Origin of the sequence: Heliorestis convoluta, from assembly GCF_009649955.1 — a bacterium.
Lineage (GTDB): Bacteria > Bacillota > Desulfitobacteriia > Heliobacteriales > Heliobacteriaceae > Heliorestis > Heliorestis convoluta.
This window is the reverse complement of record NZ_CP045875.1, coordinates 597,643-615,086: the sequence shown is the minus strand read 5'-3', so window position 1 is coordinate 615,086 and position 17,444 is coordinate 597,643. Positions and strand designations below refer to the sequence as shown.

19 protein-coding genes and 1 pseudogene are annotated in these 17,444 nt (G+C 40.9%); 12 read left to right on the top strand and 8 right to left on the bottom strand.

Annotated features, from left to right (window positions below; translation table 11 throughout):
• Positions 1-82: 82 nt before the first annotated feature.
• The 3 genes from FTV88_RS02785 to FTV88_RS02775 are packed head-to-tail and all read right to left on the bottom strand — an operon-like array spanning position 83 to position 2,783.
• Entirely contained in the window at positions 83-1,093 is a 1,011-nt protein-coding gene (locus tag FTV88_RS02785) for an ATP-binding cassette domain-containing protein (protein ID WP_153724304.1), read from the bottom strand.
• A 17-nt stretch (positions 1,094-1,110) separates the two neighbouring features.
• Positions 1,111-1,797, bottom strand: a complete 687-nt coding sequence (locus FTV88_RS02780) for a GTP-binding protein (protein WP_153724303.1) — start codon at positions 1,795-1,797, stop codon at positions 1,111-1,113.
• Positions 1,788-2,783, bottom strand: coding sequence for an ABC transporter substrate-binding protein (locus FTV88_RS02775; RefSeq protein WP_153724302.1), 996 nt, complete (start codon positions 2,781-2,783; stop codon positions 1,788-1,790). Before FTV88_RS02775 ends, FTV88_RS02780 begins: the two co-directional genes overlap by 10 nt.
• A gap of 226 nt (positions 2,784-3,009) precedes the next feature.
• Here FTV88_RS02775 and FTV88_RS15760 point away from each other — a divergent pair.
• A pseudogene (locus tag FTV88_RS15760) lies at positions 3,010-3,282 on the top strand (low molecular weight phosphatase family protein); the annotation flags it as partial.
• Here FTV88_RS15760 and FTV88_RS02770 read toward each other — a convergent pair.
• The 3 genes from FTV88_RS02770 to FTV88_RS02760 form a co-directional block, all read right to left on the bottom strand.
• Positions 3,163-3,942, bottom strand: coding sequence for a glycerophosphodiester phosphodiesterase (locus FTV88_RS02770; RefSeq protein WP_153724301.1), 780 nt, complete (start codon positions 3,940-3,942; stop codon positions 3,163-3,165). The pseudogene FTV88_RS15760 and the gene FTV88_RS02770 overlap by 120 nt on opposite strands.
• Before the next feature lie 181 nt (positions 3,943-4,123).
• A complete protein-coding gene (locus tag FTV88_RS02765) occupies positions 4,124-4,660 on the bottom strand; it encodes a DoxX family protein (RefSeq protein ID WP_153724300.1) in 537 nt (178 codons plus the stop codon).
• 315 nt (positions 4,661-4,975) lie between these two features.
• Complete coding sequence (locus FTV88_RS02760) at positions 4,976-6,919, bottom strand: ABC-F family ATP-binding cassette domain-containing protein (RefSeq protein WP_153726478.1); 1,944 nt, start codon at positions 6,917-6,919, stop codon at positions 4,976-4,978.
• A 118-nt stretch (positions 6,920-7,037) separates the two neighbouring features.
• Here FTV88_RS02760 and FTV88_RS02755 point away from each other — a divergent pair, with 118 nt between their 5' ends.
• From FTV88_RS02755 to FTV88_RS02705, 11 genes are all read left to right on the top strand, one after another.
• Positions 7,038-7,451 (top strand): fluoride efflux transporter FluC, encoded by a 414-nt coding sequence (locus tag FTV88_RS02755; RefSeq protein WP_153724299.1) that lies wholly within the window; start codon positions 7,038-7,040, stop codon positions 7,449-7,451.
• 73 nt (positions 7,452-7,524) lie between these two features.
• Positions 7,525-7,908: a fluoride efflux transporter FluC gene (locus tag FTV88_RS02750; protein WP_153724298.1), complete on the top strand. Its 384-nt coding sequence runs from the start codon at positions 7,525-7,527 to the stop codon at positions 7,906-7,908.
• Positions 7,909-7,967: 59 nt separating this feature from the next.
• Positions 7,968-8,468, top strand: a complete 501-nt coding sequence (locus tag FTV88_RS02745; protein ID WP_153724297.1) for an L-2-amino-thiazoline-4-carboxylic acid hydrolase — start codon at positions 7,968-7,970, stop codon at positions 8,466-8,468.
• Positions 8,469-8,714: 246 nt separating this feature from the next.
• A complete protein-coding gene (locus tag FTV88_RS02740) occupies positions 8,715-9,020 on the top strand; it encodes a hypothetical protein (RefSeq protein WP_162007869.1) in 306 nt (101 codons plus the stop codon).
• 232 nt (positions 9,021-9,252) lie between these two features.
• Entirely contained in the window at positions 9,253-9,675 is a 423-nt protein-coding gene (locus FTV88_RS02735) for an arsenate reductase ArsC (RefSeq protein ID WP_153724295.1), read from the top strand.
• Between the two features lie 135 nt (positions 9,676-9,810).
• Positions 9,811-10,899 (top strand): ACR3 family arsenite efflux transporter, encoded by a 1,089-nt coding sequence (gene arsB, locus FTV88_RS02730; protein WP_153724294.1) that lies wholly within the window; start codon positions 9,811-9,813, stop codon positions 10,897-10,899.
• A gap of 9 nt (positions 10,900-10,908) precedes the next feature.
• Positions 10,909-11,217 (top strand): ArsR/SmtB family transcription factor, encoded by a 309-nt coding sequence (locus tag FTV88_RS02725; protein WP_153724293.1) that lies wholly within the window; start codon positions 10,909-10,911, stop codon positions 11,215-11,217.
• A gap of 236 nt (positions 11,218-11,453) precedes the next feature.
• Entirely contained in the window at positions 11,454-12,302 is an 849-nt protein-coding gene (gene modA, locus FTV88_RS02720; protein ID WP_153724292.1) for a molybdate ABC transporter substrate-binding protein, read from the top strand.
• A 52-nt stretch (positions 12,303-12,354) separates the two neighbouring features.
• On the top strand, positions 12,355-13,029 hold the full coding sequence (modB, locus tag FTV88_RS02715) for a molybdate ABC transporter permease subunit (protein WP_153724291.1): 675 nt from the start codon (positions 12,355-12,357) through the stop codon (positions 13,027-13,029).
• Positions 13,026-14,192: a sulfate/molybdate ABC transporter ATP-binding protein gene (locus FTV88_RS02710; RefSeq protein ID WP_153724290.1), complete on the top strand. Its 1,167-nt coding sequence runs from the start codon at positions 13,026-13,028 to the stop codon at positions 14,190-14,192. The genes modB and FTV88_RS02710 overlap by 4 nt, the downstream gene beginning before the upstream one ends.
• A 96-nt stretch (positions 14,193-14,288) precedes the next feature.
• Complete coding sequence (locus FTV88_RS02705; protein ID WP_153724289.1) at positions 14,289-15,827, top strand: sensor histidine kinase; 1,539 nt, start codon at positions 14,289-14,291, stop codon at positions 15,825-15,827.
• Between the two features lie 34 nt (positions 15,828-15,861).
• Here FTV88_RS02705 and FTV88_RS02700 read toward each other — a convergent pair whose 3' ends face one another.
• A complete protein-coding gene (locus FTV88_RS02700) occupies positions 15,862-16,713 on the bottom strand; it encodes an energy-coupling factor ABC transporter ATP-binding protein (protein ID WP_153724288.1) in 852 nt (283 codons plus the stop codon).
• Positions 16,710-17,414 (bottom strand): CbiQ family ECF transporter T component, encoded by a 705-nt coding sequence (locus tag FTV88_RS02695; protein WP_153724287.1) that lies wholly within the window; start codon positions 17,412-17,414, stop codon positions 16,710-16,712. Before FTV88_RS02695 ends, FTV88_RS02700 begins: the two co-directional genes overlap by 4 nt.
• Positions 17,415-17,444 lie beyond the last annotated feature (30 nt).

The window sequence follows — 17,444 nt, the reverse complement described above, 5'->3', positions numbered from 1 at the left end:
ATTTTCCCCTCATCTGCTTTCCTATACTATGATAAATTCCATTATACCCTACTAGGATAGCAAATGTTCATAGCCCATTAAATTAATCATGGAATGCAAGCAATTTCTTGCCCTTGCGCAGATGGTTGCGATAGGCCATCAGTTTTTGATCCCAATGAAGCAGCTCTTGGAGAGTTTTTTGCTCTTCATCAGTTGTTTCTATCACCTGTTTAACAGAACCCTTTTCAATGATCAGCCGCCGCTGGGCCATTAAAGCTAGTATCGGATCGTGGGTCGCCATGAGTACTATTTTGTCTTGACCTACTAAAACCTGCAATGCCTCTTGTCGATCAACGCCTGCATTTTCAATTTCATCAATTAAAACAATGGGGGAACGACTTAACAAAGCTGTATCTGCTATCATGAGGGCTCTAGACTGTCCCCCGCTCAAAGAAGTGAGCGGGGTATCTGCAGTAAAAGGTTCCCCTGCCAATTTGTTCGCCTGTTCTAACACTTTTTCTATGATATCATCTCGTCTGTTAAGCCTGCTTTCTGCATGTAAAGAAATGAATTCTGCTACTGATAGATCCATCACAAAATTCATGTTTTGCGATAGTTGAGCAACCAATTTGCTCTCCACAGCAAAACGCTTTTCTGGTTCAGGTGCTTTTCCGTTAATCAAGACTTGACGGCCCGTTGGCGTATCACCCTGGGCCATCCACTCAATATCTGCCAATAGCCTGCTTTTTCCCGAACCAGTAGGTCCAACGATGGCAACAATGTCTCCAGGACGTAAGGTTAAATGTAAATTCTCTTTGCGTCCTTCTTTATCTGTACCACCCAAAATGGTAACACTTTCAATAATTTGCTTATCCTCTTGTTGTAATTGATTCATATTCTCAAGAAAAGATATAAAAGCATGACCCAACTGGCTTCGCTCTATGCCAATGTCCTCTAACACCTGGGGTGCTAGTTTACTTACATAGTCCTCTACACAGTGGCTACCTTCCAGTATGGAAAGGCCCATTGTTTGAAAAAACTGATCAGCGTAAGGATATTGCTGTCGCAGCTGGTTATAGGGCATATTTAACCATTGCTTATGTTGGCTGTCCATATCAATAATCCTTTCCTCTACTCAAACTTCATCAGCCGATTATTGCCCATTTGATAATCCTTACCGATTCGAGTTTCTCCCAAGCAGTAGGAGCATAATGCTGCCGGCATGGAAAAACGCAGCCGACGTTGATCCAAGCTTGAGATGGGCTCAGCTTTTTGCAATAAACTTGCTAGCTCAGGAGCACCTTGTCCTGTTATCCCATTGACAAACATAATGATTGCTTTGGGATTCGCTTGACGGATACGAAAGGCAAATATTTCTCTCTCTGCTTGGGATACTACATCACCTTTGGTGACAATCACATAATCGGCCAGCTTAAGCATGGGTCCAATTTTTTTGGGCGTATTTACTCCCATTAAATTGTCAATTACGCATAGAGCCGTGATGCCCTTGATGTGGGGAGAGCACCGATTACAGAGTCCCGCACTTTCACTAATCAGCATGTCTAGCTTTTGCTCTATACCCCAATCGACACAGGCCTGAATATTGCTGACGAAAAAATGATCAGGACAGAGATTGCCTGATAGGCCTACTTGAACTGGAATACTTCGCTTTTTATATTCTTCCTGATCTTGGGCTTGCAGACAGTCCATCTTAATTACGCCAACCTTACGACCTTTTCTATGTAGAGCAGCAATCACATTGATTATTACTGCCGTCTTGCCGGAAGAGGGAGGGCCAGCCACTGTGATCAACTGCATAGGAACTGCTCCCGCTGGGTTTTGATAAAAGCATCGGTTAACCAGGGTACTACCTGCCCTAAATCATGGGAATTTATAAAATCCCAGCCGATCCAATAAAGTTTCCTATCTTCTCCAGTAGCTTGACTCTGAGCAAAACCAGGTATCATTTGCACAGATGCCAAGAGCTGAGACAATTCTTGCCCTGCAAAAAAATCCACTATCTCTTGATGATCAATCTGAGCTTCCTTTTTAATCAATATCGTAACAGGGTTGGCCAAGGCTCCATCGTCGGGCCAAATAATCGCCACCCGGTCCTGCTTAGGAATCATTTTGGCAAAGAACAGGGGCATAATTGCTACAACAGGTCCCTCTGCTTGACCATTGCCCATAATCTTAGCCATTTCTGCTGGATGCATGCCCTTGGGTGTGGCTTGGGCCAGAAGCTTAATGCCATTTATGCCATACTCTTTGTATATTCGCAATAGCACGCCTTCACAATAGTCGTCTTTGTGACCTCGAAACACTACCCGACCACGGCAACGGGGAGCCAGGACGTCTCCAAAGTTGCGAGGCAAAGCATTGTCTCCCCAGCGCTGCAAGTCTACCACCAGTACGGCTGGGTTGATTGCCAGTAACGTGTACTGCTGATCAGGATCAAACACAACTGCTGCTTCCATGCTCCGATTTACTTTAGGACGCTCTATGGCTGACCATATTCCAGCATACTTAAACTTCTCAATAAAAGAGCGACGATAAAATCTATTAAAACCAGACGATAGTAGCATATCAGGAAAATCTTCCTTCCTGTGACAGCTATCTAAGTAAGTGTATAACTCCTGATACTGATTGGCATTACTAACTAGTTCATATCGCAAGGGCATTCCTACCCGATCGCTCCAGCTCGTTGCAGGTTCGTTAAAAATCCGTTCAAAGGGCACCTTAACTGGACAAGGCAATAATGCCAGCAGATTTAATTGTCCATAATTCCCATCAAAATCTAACAAAACAACTCACCTCTCATATTTTTGCAGTAACATGGAAAGAAAGAGCCTACTCTTATCACCATACCTCTTAAAAAAATAGGCGAGAAAAGTCCTTATCAAAGAACTTTACTCGCCTTCGAGCCTATAGCATCACCGTGATCTTCTAACCTCGTATTGATTAATTCAATCTTAGGATAAGAATTAACAAAAGTCAATATCCCTTGCTGAGCCTCATAGTATGCAATTCGATATGGAAGAAACGCAGCATCCTAAACTGTTAACAGAAATCCCCAAATTCGATATCGTAATTAAAATGGGTTGCAATGTAATTTGCCCCAATCTTCCCAGTCAATATGAAGAAGATTGGGGCTTAGACGATCCCACGTTAGTGCCATGGGCTCTATTTCTGAGTTTGAGATGCCAAACGAAACGTCCCCATGCCACCTTCCATGCCACCCTCTTTGATCGCACACTTCCATACCTCGGGATGATTCGTGCAAATTCGGATAAATGGATGTAAATTCATAATTTTTTTCATAGACTCTTTATCATTGATAGTCCATGCCATGATATCTATGCCTTGATCAAAAAACTCTTGAACCATTGACTTTGTGATATAAGAATAGTCAATTGCGAGGAATTTGGCACCCAATGCCTGTAATTGTTCAATCGTTACAGGCGGTCTCCCAACGATAAGACCCACCGCTATCTCAGGCGCGGTGGCTTTTACTTTTTGAAGACACTGTTGATCAAAAGAGGTTACTACCACCTCGTCTTGAAGATCAAATTCTTGAATCAATTGTAAGACCTTCATTTCCATAAAGGGATAGAGCTCGCCCACTTGCTTTAGCTCAATATTTAGTTTCTTTCTCCCTTTTACCAAGCACAATACTTCTTCCAATGTAGGAATCTTCTCACCGGCAAATGCAGGTGCAAACCAGCTTCCTGCATCGTATGTGACCAGTTCGCATAGCATTGTATCTTTTACGTGTCCTGTTCCATTCGTTGTTCTATCTAAAGTAAAATCATGAATAACAACAGGGATGCCGTCTTTTGACAGTTGAACGTCGATCTCAATCATCTCGATCAGCCCATCTTCTACAGCCAATTTGATGGCAGCCAATGTATTTTCGGGAGCCAATCCGGACCAACCCCGATGGGCTACACAAGCGTTTAACATAAGTCACCTCGTTCGGCTTGATGTCTAAAAAATCCCTAGGGCCCACAAAAAAGCATAGAACTTCTTCTTTATGACTTATGCTTTCTATCATCTATTTTTTACAAAGGGCAGGGCAAAAATGAACGGAAAAAACATAAAAAGTCCTCTTAGACAAGTTTTGCTTGTCTAAGAGGACTTTACCTTAAGCCTTGGTAGAAGAGGACGTTGTTGAAGATGTAGCTGTACCACGTAATTTATGAATCCACTGGAAGAGATAATGGTCGATACCATATCGATAAGCGTGAGCACCAGCAAACAACAAGATTAATGTAACAATTAACATCTCTGGATTGGATGAAGATGTGCCCGCCCAGAGGAAGTTAAGATTCATTGTAAAACCACCAAGCAATGCAATGGTGGTTAGACCACCTACAATTAATCCTAGACCCGCTAATACTTCAGCGATCGGAATGAGATAAGAGAAAAGTTCTGCATTCGGCATTGCAAATCCTTGGACAAAATCAGCATACCAACCCTTGACTTCAGGCTTAGCACCTGTTTGAGCTTTTTCTAATACACCATTAAAAAAGCCCATAATAGCGACAGGTGCATTTTCACCTGTCCAAGCAGGATTAAATAATTTACCCCAACCACTTGTCAACCATTGATATCCAAGCCAGAAACGAAGCACTGTCCAAAGTGGTACAAGCCTTGGATCAGAAAGCAATCGTTGCAACATTCACAAAACTCCTTTGCAATAAAAATAATAAATAATGAAACACATAGTGGATACCTTAAAATGTTATCATAATTATGTTAAAAAGTTGTGATTTTTTTTAAATAAATCACATGTAATTGTTGGTATTAAAAGAGCACAAAATCTATCGTTTATGAAAAAAAAAATGCCTGTGGTCACAGGCATCATCGTTACAGTGATAGCATATAGGTGATACTTTTTGTCTTTGCAGGTTCAGCAGGCAAAATCCCACTCGGCAACATTTAAAACAAGAACTTTTTCATAGCTGTTGTGAATAAAGCCTACCTTGACTTCTACTTATCTCCCTTTTTTCATGGCTTCTGCAATCTCAGCAAGATACATCCATCGCTCCATTAAGCTTTCCAATTCCTGCTCGAGACTTTCTTGCTTCGCTGTCAGCTCTTGCAGAAGTACATAATTGCTTCCCGCTTCGTTTATTTCACTCGATACTTTTTCGATTTCTGCTTCTTTTTCCGCGATGCGCTCATCCATTTGCTCATATTCCATTTGCTCTTTTAGCGTTAGCTTAAGGGGCTTTTCTTTTTTCTGATATCCCTTCTTATGGTCAGACTTTTGTTCGGCACTGCGAGAGGCACTATGCGTACTTTCCTTTTGACTTTGTTCTTGTGTTTCCTTTTTTTCCTCTACTTTTTGTCTTTCCTGATATTCTGAATAGTTGCCTACAAAATACTTGATTTTACCTTTACCTTCAAAAGAGAAGATTTTCTCAGCCACTCGATCGAGAAAGTAGCGGTCGTGAGATACCGTGATGACGGCGCCAGGGAAGTCGTCAAGATAATCTTCTAAGATGGTCAGTGTTTGAATATCTAAATCGTTGGTAGGCTCATCAAAAAGCAACACATTGGGCGCACTCATTAGCACACGAAGCAAATAGAGGCGCCTTTTTTCACCACCTGAAAGTTTAGCAATGGGCGTCCACTGCGCTGTTGAAGAAAACAAAAAGCGTTCGAGCATTTTACTGGCGCTAAGTAAAGTGCCATCAGCGGTTGGCAAAAACTCGGCTTCTTCTTTGATATATTCAATCACTCGCATGGAATCTTTCATATGACTGTTTTCTTGAGAAAAATAGCCGATCTTTACGGTTTCACCAACTTCTATGGTGCCTTGATCGGGGGAAGTTCGCCCAGCAATCATATTGAGGAGCGTCGATTTGCCTGTGCCATTGGCGCCAATAATACCAATGCGATCATCTCGCCCGATAAGGTATGAAAAGTGATCGATGAGCTTGCGATCACCATAGGCTTTGCATAGATCCTTGATTTCGATCACTTTTTTGCCGAGTCGTGTTGAGCCTACAGATATATCGATCTTTTCGGAAACAATGTCTTGCTTTGCCTCTTGTAAGATTTGAAAGCGATCGATGCGCGCTTTTTGCTTTGTCGTTCTCGCTTTGGCGCCACGGCGTATCCAGGCCAATTCTTGACGGTAGAGATTTTGACGCTTCTTCTCAGAAGCTATTTCTTGCTCTTCTCGCGCTGCTTTCAGTTCTAAAAAAGTGCTATAATTGCCCTTGTAGGCGTACAATTTTCCATTGTGAACTTCTACAATACGGTTAACGACGCGATCGAGAAAATAACGATCGTGCGTAATCATCACAAGAGCGCCTTTGCGTTTGTTCAGGTATTGCTCTAACCAGGCTACTGTTTCATTGTCAATGTGGTTCGTCGGTTCATCAAGAATCAATAAATCAGCTGGGCTGATTAAGGCACTGGCCAAGGCAACACGCTTTCTTTGACCACCTGATAAGGTCTTAATCGGGACGTCGTACTGTGTGATTCCTAGCTTATTCAAGATGGCTTTGGCATCGCTTTCTACTTGCCAAGCGCCCAGTTCATCCATCTTCGCTTGAAGGCCCAAAAGCTCTTCGTTTACTTTTTCATCGTACGTTGGTTGATTGGCTTTTTCTAAGGTTTTTTCATATTGTCGTAACAAGGCCATAATAGGGCTCGTGCCTTTGAAGACTTGTTCTAAGACAGTCACTTTTTCATCAAAAAGAGGATCTTGGGGCAAGTATTCAATGGTAAGGCCATTGCCAATCGTAATCTTTCCTTGATCGGGTTGTTCAAGACGAGCCATAATCTTAAGAAAAGTAGATTTGCCCGTACCATTGACGCCAATAAGGCCAATTTTTTCGCCACCGTTAATACCTAAGGAAACGCTGTCGAACAAAACCTTTTCGCCATAGGTCTTTGAGATATCTTCCATTGATAGGATATGCATCTTTTTTTCAATTCCTTTGCTGTAGGGACTTGGTACGCTTTTTTCAATCCATCCCAATCTTTTTTCAATTATACCACGAAGGGAATTCTTTTTCTTATCAAGAAGAAAGGCGCACACAATGATAGTAACAAACCTACTGCTTGTAGCAATCGGAGGCGCCCTCGGGACCTTACTTCGTTACACTGTCAATCTTTTGGCCCTTCCGACAGGCTATCCCATCGGCACTCTAATAGAGAATATTATAGGAAGCTTCTTGCTGGGTCTATTATCAGCCCTATTTATTTTGTATGGGAAACGAGAATGGCTGCGCTTAAGTGCTGGCGTTGGTTTTTGCGGTGGCTTTACAACCATGTCTACTTTCGCTGCCGATACCTATCTCCTGCTTGTAATCAATCAGCCCTTTCTAGCCCTACTCTATGGTATCGTCACAGTAGTCGGTGGTTTGGGCAGCGCTTTTGCAGGGTTTTATATTGTCCGTACAGGGCTTGAGAAAAAGAATGACAAAAAAAGCATGGAATTCTCACAGGAATAACGTACACATACAAGGATAGGGAAAAAGCTTGATCTGTAGAATCGAACAAAAAACTTGAAAGAGAAGCAAACTTATGAATTTACTTTTGCTCAGCTTAGGAGGCGCCCTAGGCGCTGCCTCAAGATACGCATTGGGGATCTATCTATTACAATTTCAAAAAAAAGATGCCATCCCTCTGCCTATGGTTATCATCAACGTAATTGGCTCAGTCGGTCTAGCTCTTTTTCTTTCCCTTTATTATACCGATTACCCTTTGACAATCTATCAGGATGGGCTCTATCTCGCAGTTGCTGTCGGTTTTTTTGGCGCTTTCACAACCTATTCAACTTTCTCAGTAGAAGCCCTCGATTTGTTGGAGCGGAAGTTGTATAGGCTTTTTCTGCAATATATAAGCCTTTCACTTTTTGGCTCACTTTTTCTTTTTTCTGTGGTTTTCTATGTAGTAGCGCAAAAATAACTAGAGAGACAGTGCGGACCCTAGAAAATGGAGAAAAATATAAAAAAGGAGTGACTACGATGTCTTCAATTCAAAAAAATGAAGGAACCATCTCCCTAGAAACGCTACGCCAAGCTTTCGAAGATCGAGCTAGCTGGTTCTACCTTCTCCTAGAAGAAGCCAAAGAACGAGGTTACAATGCTGAAGCGATGGCCAGAAGTGCAATTTACAAATACGGTGTCGACAAAGGAAAAAAGCTTACTTCAACCGATGACTTGAATGAATTTTTAGCTCAATTCGCCACACCAGTAACGAGGCAAGTCTTCAAGATGTCGGTGACCGAAATGACAGAGAAGCAACTGATCGTAGAATTTCACCACTGTCCACTCGTTAAGGCCTGGCAAGAACGGCATGGTGCAACCATCGAAGAGACAGACAAACTTTGTAACTGGGCTGTACAAGGTGACTATGGACTTATGTCTGCTTTTCCAGACATTGAATTTATCCCCGAAAAACGTATCGGTGCGGGAGATAGTTACTGTAAAATGGTTTTTCGAAGAAAAAAGCCACCAGAAGCATAGTGAAAGTATAGCTCTGGAGCTTTTTTTGTTTACACATGGTTAGAATCAGGTAGAAACTCGATAATACAAGAAATAATTGAAATCAACCATATGTGTATGTCTTCGCAATCTCATGTTTTTTAAGAAAGTTAGACTTAATTCATAGAGACTGCAAAGTCATTGTAAAGGTTTGCCTTTCTTACTAATCTTCTTAAGTAAAAAGAGATATACTATAATTGAATAAAAGATAAGGGAGTGACATGTTCAATGGGGAACTTGTTACCACTATACCGCAACGTAGGAAAACAAACAGGTGTGCTTTCACTTATGGCTGATCAGACCTATCTTTTGGCTAAAAAAGCAGAAAAAGAAGCAGAAAACATGGGCATTACAGATGCAGAAATTATTGCCATATCTCAAGATCTGAACATACTTAGCAGTCGACTTGCACTCATAGAAGAAAAAGTATACCGACAATTGATCATTTTAAAAGAAAAGGAGGCTCCTGACAAGCAGCTTGAAAAAGGCATCTCCGAGCAGGAAATATTTACTTTCCCTACAATTAGATTGTAAAATATTGCAGCTTAAGCCACGAGTAAAATATCTAATAACTATATTTTACTCGTGGCTTATTTAGAAAAACCAAATAAAACTAAATTATGATATATTTTACTTTGTGAATAAAAAAGGTTGACGCATAACCCATAATCTTGATATGATACTCACATCGATAAGCTTCGATATATATTGAGGTAGCGATCCCATATAACCGACATCATCGATATTAAAATTGGGAGGTATAAGGATGAGCAGTCAAAAGCCTAAAGTAGCATTTATCTGTGTTCATAATTCCTGCCGAAGTCAAATCGCAGAAGCCTTGGGCAAGCATTTGGCTGGCCATGTATTCGAAAGTTATTCTGCCGGTACAGAAATGAAAGCACAGATCAATCAAGATGCCCTTCGATTGATGAAAGAAATTTATGCCATTGATATGGAAGAATCACAGCGCCCTAAATTGTTAACAGAAATTCCAAAAGTCGATATCGTTATTAAAATGGGTTGCAATGTGACTTGTCCATTTCTCCCGAGTCAATATGAAGAAGATTGGGGCTTAGATGATCCATCCGGAAAAAGTGATGATGAATTCAGAATTATTATTAAAAAGGTAGAAGAAAATATAAAGATTCTTGCTAAAAAAATTACAAATAAGACTATAGCAGCACAGTAGCAGCCAAAAAAGAAACTATCCATTGTGAAGACCTCTTTATTGTAAGAGTAACAACAAGAGAGGTTGACGCATAAGAAGTATCTTGTTAGCATTAACGCATCGATATCTATCGATGTATCAAAAGGAGGTTTTATCATGAGCACAGAAAAAGCGTCTTCAGGCCTTTCTTTGCTGGATCGTTACCTAACCTTGTGGATATTTATAGCCATGGCCATTGGTGTCGGAGCAGGCAACATCTTTCCAGGGCTACCCGCTTTCTTAGATAGCCTCACCATAGAAGGGACTACCATTTCCATTCCAATTGCCATTGGTTTGATTGTGATGATGTATCCACCTCTAGCCAAAGTCAACTACAAAAAAATCGGTGGCGTGTTTAAAAATCGCAAAGTCTTAGGATTATCACTGCTTCAAAACTGGATTATTGGTCCCATCTTGATGTTTGCCTTAGCCATAATATTTTTACACAACCACCCTGAGTACATGATAGGTCTCATTTTAATCGGTATTGCGCGTTGTATTGCTATGGTTATTATCTGGAATGCGCTGGCCAAGGGTGATACAGAATATGCAGCGGCTCTTGTTGCCTTTAACTCCATCTTCCAAATTCTTTTCTACTCGGCCTACGCGTACGTCTTTATCACCTTACTACCAGGCTGGCTTGGCTTTGAAAGCATGCAGATCAGTATTTCCATGGCTGATGTAGCGCAAAGTGTTCTTATCTACCTAGGCATTCCTTTTGCTGCTGGCTTTTTCAGTCGCTACATCTTAGAACCAGCCAAAGGATCAGAATGGTATGAGAAAAAGTTTATCCCTACCATTAGCCCACTAGCCCTTATGGCCTTGCTCTTTACCATTGTCGTCATGTTCTCCTATAAAGGCAGCTATATCGTTCAATTGCCTCTAGATGTCGTCAAAATCGGCATTCCTTTATTAATTTACTTTGTAATCATGTTCTTTGTCTCTTTCTTCATCAGCATGCGTGCTGGTGTGAACTACAGACAGACAACAAGCTTATCTTTTACAGCAGCGAGCAACAACTTTGAATTGGCCATTGCCGTAGCCATTGCTGTCTTCGGCATCGATTCAGGCATGGCTTTTGCGGCCGTGATAGGACCATTGATTGAAGTACCTGTGCTCATTCTTCTCGTTAACGTGGCTTTGAAAATGAAAAACAAATATTTCAAACCTGACGGAGAGTCGAACTGGGCTGTAGAAAGGGCGTAAATTGATACAATGAAAGACCAAGAGTTGTTGCAAATCTTACGAGCAGTAGCCGATGAAAGCCGCTTAAAAATACTTCGGACTCTAGAGAAGCGAGAACTATGCAACTGTGAAATTACCGATGTTTTTTCGCTTCGCCAATCGACAGTATCTCATCACCTTAAAATTTTAGCAGAAGCTCATTTGATCACAGTGCGAAAAGAAGGGAAATGGAATTACTATCAATTAAATCACAGCACACTTGAGCAGCTCGGACCTTCTCTACTTCAGTACGTTTCAGCTCAAATAGAAGAAAAGCCTTTATGCACCAGAGAGTGTTAAGAACTTGATCATCAAAGGCTATTATCCCCTGGCTTCAAAAAGTATTATTGGGAAATCAAAAATTAGATCTTGTAGAAGTAGAGAATAAATACTATAATTGCATGTAAGATGATGATTGATTTGCAGTCACTGGCGACTGCTCGAACCAAAGACGGTTACACAAAGGGAAACTTTCCTTTTGTGTTGCCGTCTTTTTGTTTTTTCAAAGCATTTATAGGGAAAGAGAGGAAAAGGATATGAAAAGATCTAGAAAAAAAGAGTGGAACAATAGGAACGATCAGAATCTCCTACTTTGGTTGGCTTTACTTATTGTCGCAGCAACGCTTCTAACGGGCTGTGGAGCTTCTAAAGAGGCAAGTTCAGTAGAAACAACAATGGCTTCTGTACATCAAAGAGAAAAACTTCATATTGCAGCAGCTGCTGATCTAACGAGAGCTTTTCAAGAATTGACCCAACAATTTGAAGAAGAACAAGGTATTGTCGCAGAGTTGTCCTTTGGCTCTACAGGTACCTATGCCATGCAGATAGAAAATGGTGCTCACTATGATGTTTTTGCCGCTGCCAATGTGGCCTTTGTCGAGCGTTTACGACAACAAGGTCTCACCATAGAAGATACCCAAAAACTTTATGCCCAAGGACGTATTGGTATCGCCACAATGAAAAAGCAGGGGGTAACAATCGAGAGCCTAGAAGAGCTCATAGAGGATCAACGAATTCACAAAGTAGCTATCGCTGACCCATCCCATGCGCCTTATGGGACGGCTGCTCAAGAAGCATTGCAACATCGTGGCCTTTGGGAGGACCTGCAAGGCAAGCTTGTCTACGGTAGAAACATTCAAGATACACTCGTCTTGTTACAAACAGGCAACGTAGACGCTGCTATTATTGCTCTTTCTATCCATGATTCAGAACAGCTAAACTTTACCCTCATCGACGATAACTGGCACAACCCCCTCAACCAGGCCATAACGGTGGTCAAGTCAACAAAGCAAGAAGAGAAGGCACGGGCTTTTGTTGACTACCTGTTAAGTGAAAAAGGACAGCAAATTATGAACAAGTACGGCTTTGTTCTACCTGAAGATTAATAAAAGCTAAGAAAAATAGTGCAAGCGGGCTGGAGAAAGGAGAGGATAGAAAATGGAACATATCGATTTATTTCCACTCATTCTTTCTTTTCAAGTCGCCTTTATTGCTACTGTCATTGGCTTTGTTGTAGGCTTACCGATTGCCTGGTGGCTTGGCCAGTCAAAAAGGCGCTGGGTCGAAGTGTTCGACTCCCTGCTCACGCTACCGATGATTTTACCACCTACCGTGCTGGGTTATTATCTACTCGTACTCGTCGGTCGCAACAGTGTGATCGGTCAATTTTTTGAATCCTTAGGCTTGCCCCTGGTCTTTACCATTCGCGGTGTGATTATTGCAGCGACCCTTGTTTCCATTCCATTTTTCATAAAAACATCGCGAGCGGCTATAGAAGGTGTATCGAAGGATTTACTCGATGCAGCTCGCGTACTTGGTCGCAATGAATTTGAAATTTTTTTCTATGTGATTATCCCCAATGCCTGGCGCGGCATCGTGGCTGGACTTGTCCTCATGTTTGCTAGAGCTCTTGGTGACTTTGGAACTACTTTGATGGTAGCCGGTAGCATTCCTGGTGTCACCATGACCATGCCCATCGCTATCTATAACTCTATGCTAGCAGGAGAACAAGAAAAAGCCAACTTGCTTGTCTTGATTATGACTGCAACAGCATTTATGGTTCTGATTGTCATCAACCTATTACATCGAAAAGACTGGAGGGATTCTTCATGATACAGGCCCATCTAAAGAAAAGGCTGCCTTCTTTTTCATTGCAACTGCAATTTCAAATACCCCAGGGCGCTGTACTCGGTCTTTTTGGACCATCCGGTTGTGGAAAAAGTATTACCTTGCGTTGTCTAGCCGGTCTTGTTGAACCCGATGAAGGTTCTATTACAATGGATGATCAAGTTTACTTCGATAGCAATAAGAAGATTTCTATCGCTGCTCGGAAGAGAAAAGTAGGCTTTCTATTTCAAAACTATGCTCTTTTTCCTCATCTTACAGTAGAAAAAAACATAACTTTTGGCCTCAAGCATTTACCGGCTCAAGAACAGAAGAAAAAAGCCCAGTATATGTTAGAGCGAATGCGCCTACAAGGCTTAGAAAAACGCTACCCTTCTCAGTTGTCTGGGGGACAACAACAGCGCGTGGCCTTAGCTCGCACCTTAGTGACCGATCCAGCCTTGTTGTTACTAGATGAGCCTTTCTCCGCCCTCGATAGTCAAGTGAAAAACAAGCTAGAACAAGAAGTGCTCGAAGTAAAAAACGCTTTTTCCGGAACCATGATACTGGTGTCACATAGTTTAGAAGAAGTCTATCGCCTTTGTAGTCATATCGCAGTCATGGAGAATGGTCGAATCTTACAATTTGGAAGTCGTGATCAAATCGTTCATGGCCCGATAAATCGTACTGTAGCTCGCTTTGTAGGGACAAAGAACATTTTCGATGGACAAATTTTAGAGCGAAAGGATGACCATGCCATTGCCTACATCCCTGCTTATCATTGTAACTTGAAAATTCCCAAGCCAGACTTTACAAGCAATCATGTTTCCATTGGCATTCGCCCTTCCAAAGTGCGCTTGCTTACAAAAAGAGAGTATCAAGAAAAAGAGTGGGACAATGCTTTTGGAGCGACAGTTCTTCAAAATATCTTAGGTCCTGATGGTCAAACTCTATTTTTAAAGATTCAAAACTGCTGTAACGATTCTTATCCTTTTGCAGGTCTGGTGAGAGACCATTCTCCTTCAGGTAAAGTGTCTTCCAATAATTATGACTTACAAGTACAAACTTCTAAAGGAATAGATCCATTGGTTGAAGAAATCTACCAAGAAGGAGCGCAAGTTTATCTTTATCTACCGATAGGAGAAATGGCGATTTGGAAAAGAAAAGCATGAATCAAAAAAGGCATAAAAATACAAAAGGAATTAATCGAAAAATATCGAAATAACAAAAAGATAAGGTATACTACCTTAAAACGAGGAGGTGAAAATTTGCATTCTATCCATTCAATTGAAAAAAAGATCAAGGAACATGAGCAACATTTTTTAGCATCTTTTGAACAAGCTGCTGTAGGCATAGCCCATGCTACCATTGACGGGCGCATCATTCTAGTGAATCAACGTTTTGCTTATATTCTGGGCTATGATCCAAAAGAACTGATAAACATGCATATTGAAGAGATTAACTTTCAAGAAGATTGGAAAGATGTAGCGAATCGATTATCTCGCCTCGTAGATGGTACCTTAGATCGTTATGTTGTAGAAAGACAATTAAAAACCAAAAAGGGGGAGGTTGTCTGGACCAACGTAACGGCATCTATGGTTAAAGACATTGATGAAGTACCACAATATTATATCTTGATCTTTGAAGATATAACGGAGCAGAAAAAATCAGCGAGGGTGCTGAAAAAATATCAATTACTCTTTGAAAATGCTAGAGATATCATCTTATTTGTTTCTACAGAAGGGCATATTGTAGAAGCCAATCGAGCGGCAGAAATCGCTTATGGTTATGAACGAGAAGCCTTATTAAGCTTAAACATTCGCGATCTTAGAGCCCCTTCATCACTTCATGTAGTAGAACGTCAAATGAAGCAAGCAGATAGCACAAATGGCATTATCTTTGAGACGCTTCATCAAAGAAAAGACGGAATGTTTTTTCCGGTAGAAGTAAGTTCTATTAGTACTATGGTCGATCAACAGCCTCTTTTGCTTAGTATTATTCGAGATATATCAGAAAGGAAAAAGCAAGAAGAAGAGATCAAAAGAAAAAATGAAAAAATCTTATCCTACAGCCGTACTTTAGAAAAAATTAATGAACAACTTACTTTGGCCAACCAACTAAAATCAGAATTTCTTGCTAATGTATCTCATGAATTAAGGACACCTCTGAATGCGATTATCGGGTACGCTGATTTATTACAACAAGCAGAAGAATTGACGAAAAATGAAAGAATTATCTTTACCGACACCATTTTCAAAAGTGGTTTACAGCTTTTACGGATATTGAACGATGTCTTTGAATTATCTATGATTGAAACAGAAGCATCTGTTATTGAAGAGATTGTACCTGTTGCCTTGAATGATCTTTTTTCAGAAGTTGAAGAAGCTTATCGATCCAAAATTAAAAATAAAGGTATTGAGTTTCAAGTCCAGCTTCCACCATCTGACCTCATAATTATGGCTGACTTTATGAAATTACAAGAAGTTTTACACAGAATCATAGATAACGCTCTTAAATTTACCGAAAAAGGCTCTATTACAATCACTTATCAAAAACAAAAGGGTAAAGTAGAATGTCTTATTAAAGATACAGGAATTGGTATAGATTCATCAAAACTGCATCTGATATTTGAAAAATTTATTCAGCTTGATGGTTCTGTTAGTAGAAAATATGGAGGAACAGGCCTTGGCTTGCCTATTAGCAAAGCCTTGATCGAACAAATGAAGGGAACAATTGAGGCAGAAAGTGAAGGAATCGGTATGGGAACGACAATTCGAATGACTTTTCAAGAAAAGAAAGCGCAATAAACCAATCGGTCGGTTTACTGCGCTTTCTTTTATTTTAGCGAGATATAGCTCGTGGAGGAAAGGATAGATAAGGCAAAAGTGCATCCGTCACCTCTTTGACATTGGAGGTATAGGGGAGGTTGATGCCTTGCTGGCGCAATCGTTTCACCAATTCGAGCAACGGTGGTGGCTCTAGATCTGCCTGGGTCAATAGAGGCACATCAAGAAGGACTTCTTCAGGCTTTCCAGCACCAATAAAAGAACCCTTCTTCAAAATGTAGACTTTATGAACCAGTTCTGGCAGCATGGAAAGATCATGGGAAGTAAGTAAAATGGCTGTGCCGTATTTTTCATTGATTTTGCGCAGTAACTGTACGAGAGCTTCTTTGCTTTTGAGATCAAGGCGTGAAAAGGGCTCATCAAGAATCAGCAATTTAGGATTCATAACGATCGCACCGGCTAAAGCTACTTTTTGCTGTTCTCCACCGCTGAGGTAGTGTGGAAGTTTTTCAGCAAGGTGAACAATCGATAGCTCTTTCATGATTGTGTCGACTTGAGAAATAATTTCTTCTTCTGGCCACGTAGCGTTATAAAGAGCAAAAGCAATGTCATCCCAAACAGTAGGCCCAATGAGCTGCTCTTCTGGTGATTGTAACACCATACCGAGCGAATGACGGATTTTCTTGATTTCTTTACGAGGGTTGGCGCCAAAAACTTTAATCTTTCCCGAATGAGGTACAAGCTGACCGATCATATGATTGAGGAGCGTACTTTTTCCAGAACCGTTGCTACCGAGCAAGGCTACTATTTCACCCGGCGCAATGTGAAAATCAATCCCACCAAATTCGATGGTTGTCTTATCAGGATATCGATGAACCAATGACTCAATTTCTACGAGTGATCTCATAACAACACCGCCAAAGCAAAGTAAAGAACAGACGTGATATAGATAAGAAGATCTCTTCCTTGAAAAGATCTTTCGCCTTTGCTGTACATTGCACCTTCATAGCCTCGAACTGTCATCATCCAATAGTTTTTTTCGTTTAAATCGATGGCTTTTACAAAGGCTAAACCGAAAAAGGAACCCATATTGGTCAGTCGGCGCCGTAAGGATAATCCTTCCATAGCCCCTCGCAACCGTAAAAGAGCAAGGATTTCTAAAACTTTCGATAGCAAAAGAAAGAAAGCTCGATAGGTGAGGAAGAAGATATCGAGTAGTACCGAAGGAGCTACTCTGTTAAGGGTTGAAAAAATTTTTACATAAGGTGTTGTTACGATCAAAGTTAGCAAAAGTATGACCGCAGTAAGAGCTCGTAACACAACAACCAAAAGGGCTTCACCAGTAAAACTAAGAAAAAAGAAGCCATAGATAAGGCTGAAGAAAAGGGGATAGATATAGATTGTAAGCTGCTTAAGTAATGAAAAATTAAGGTTAAAATGCAGAAAAAGTAGAAGAGATGCAGCTAGGACACTTAACAGATAAATATTCTTCGTTATTAGTACAGAAATTATCATGAATAACAAGGTTAGAAGCTTACATGTAGCCGTCACTCGATGGAGATAGCTACTTCCTGAGACGGCCAGAATATCAACAGTTTGTAAACTCATTTTTTCACGGCACCCTTGCTTTTAAGTATC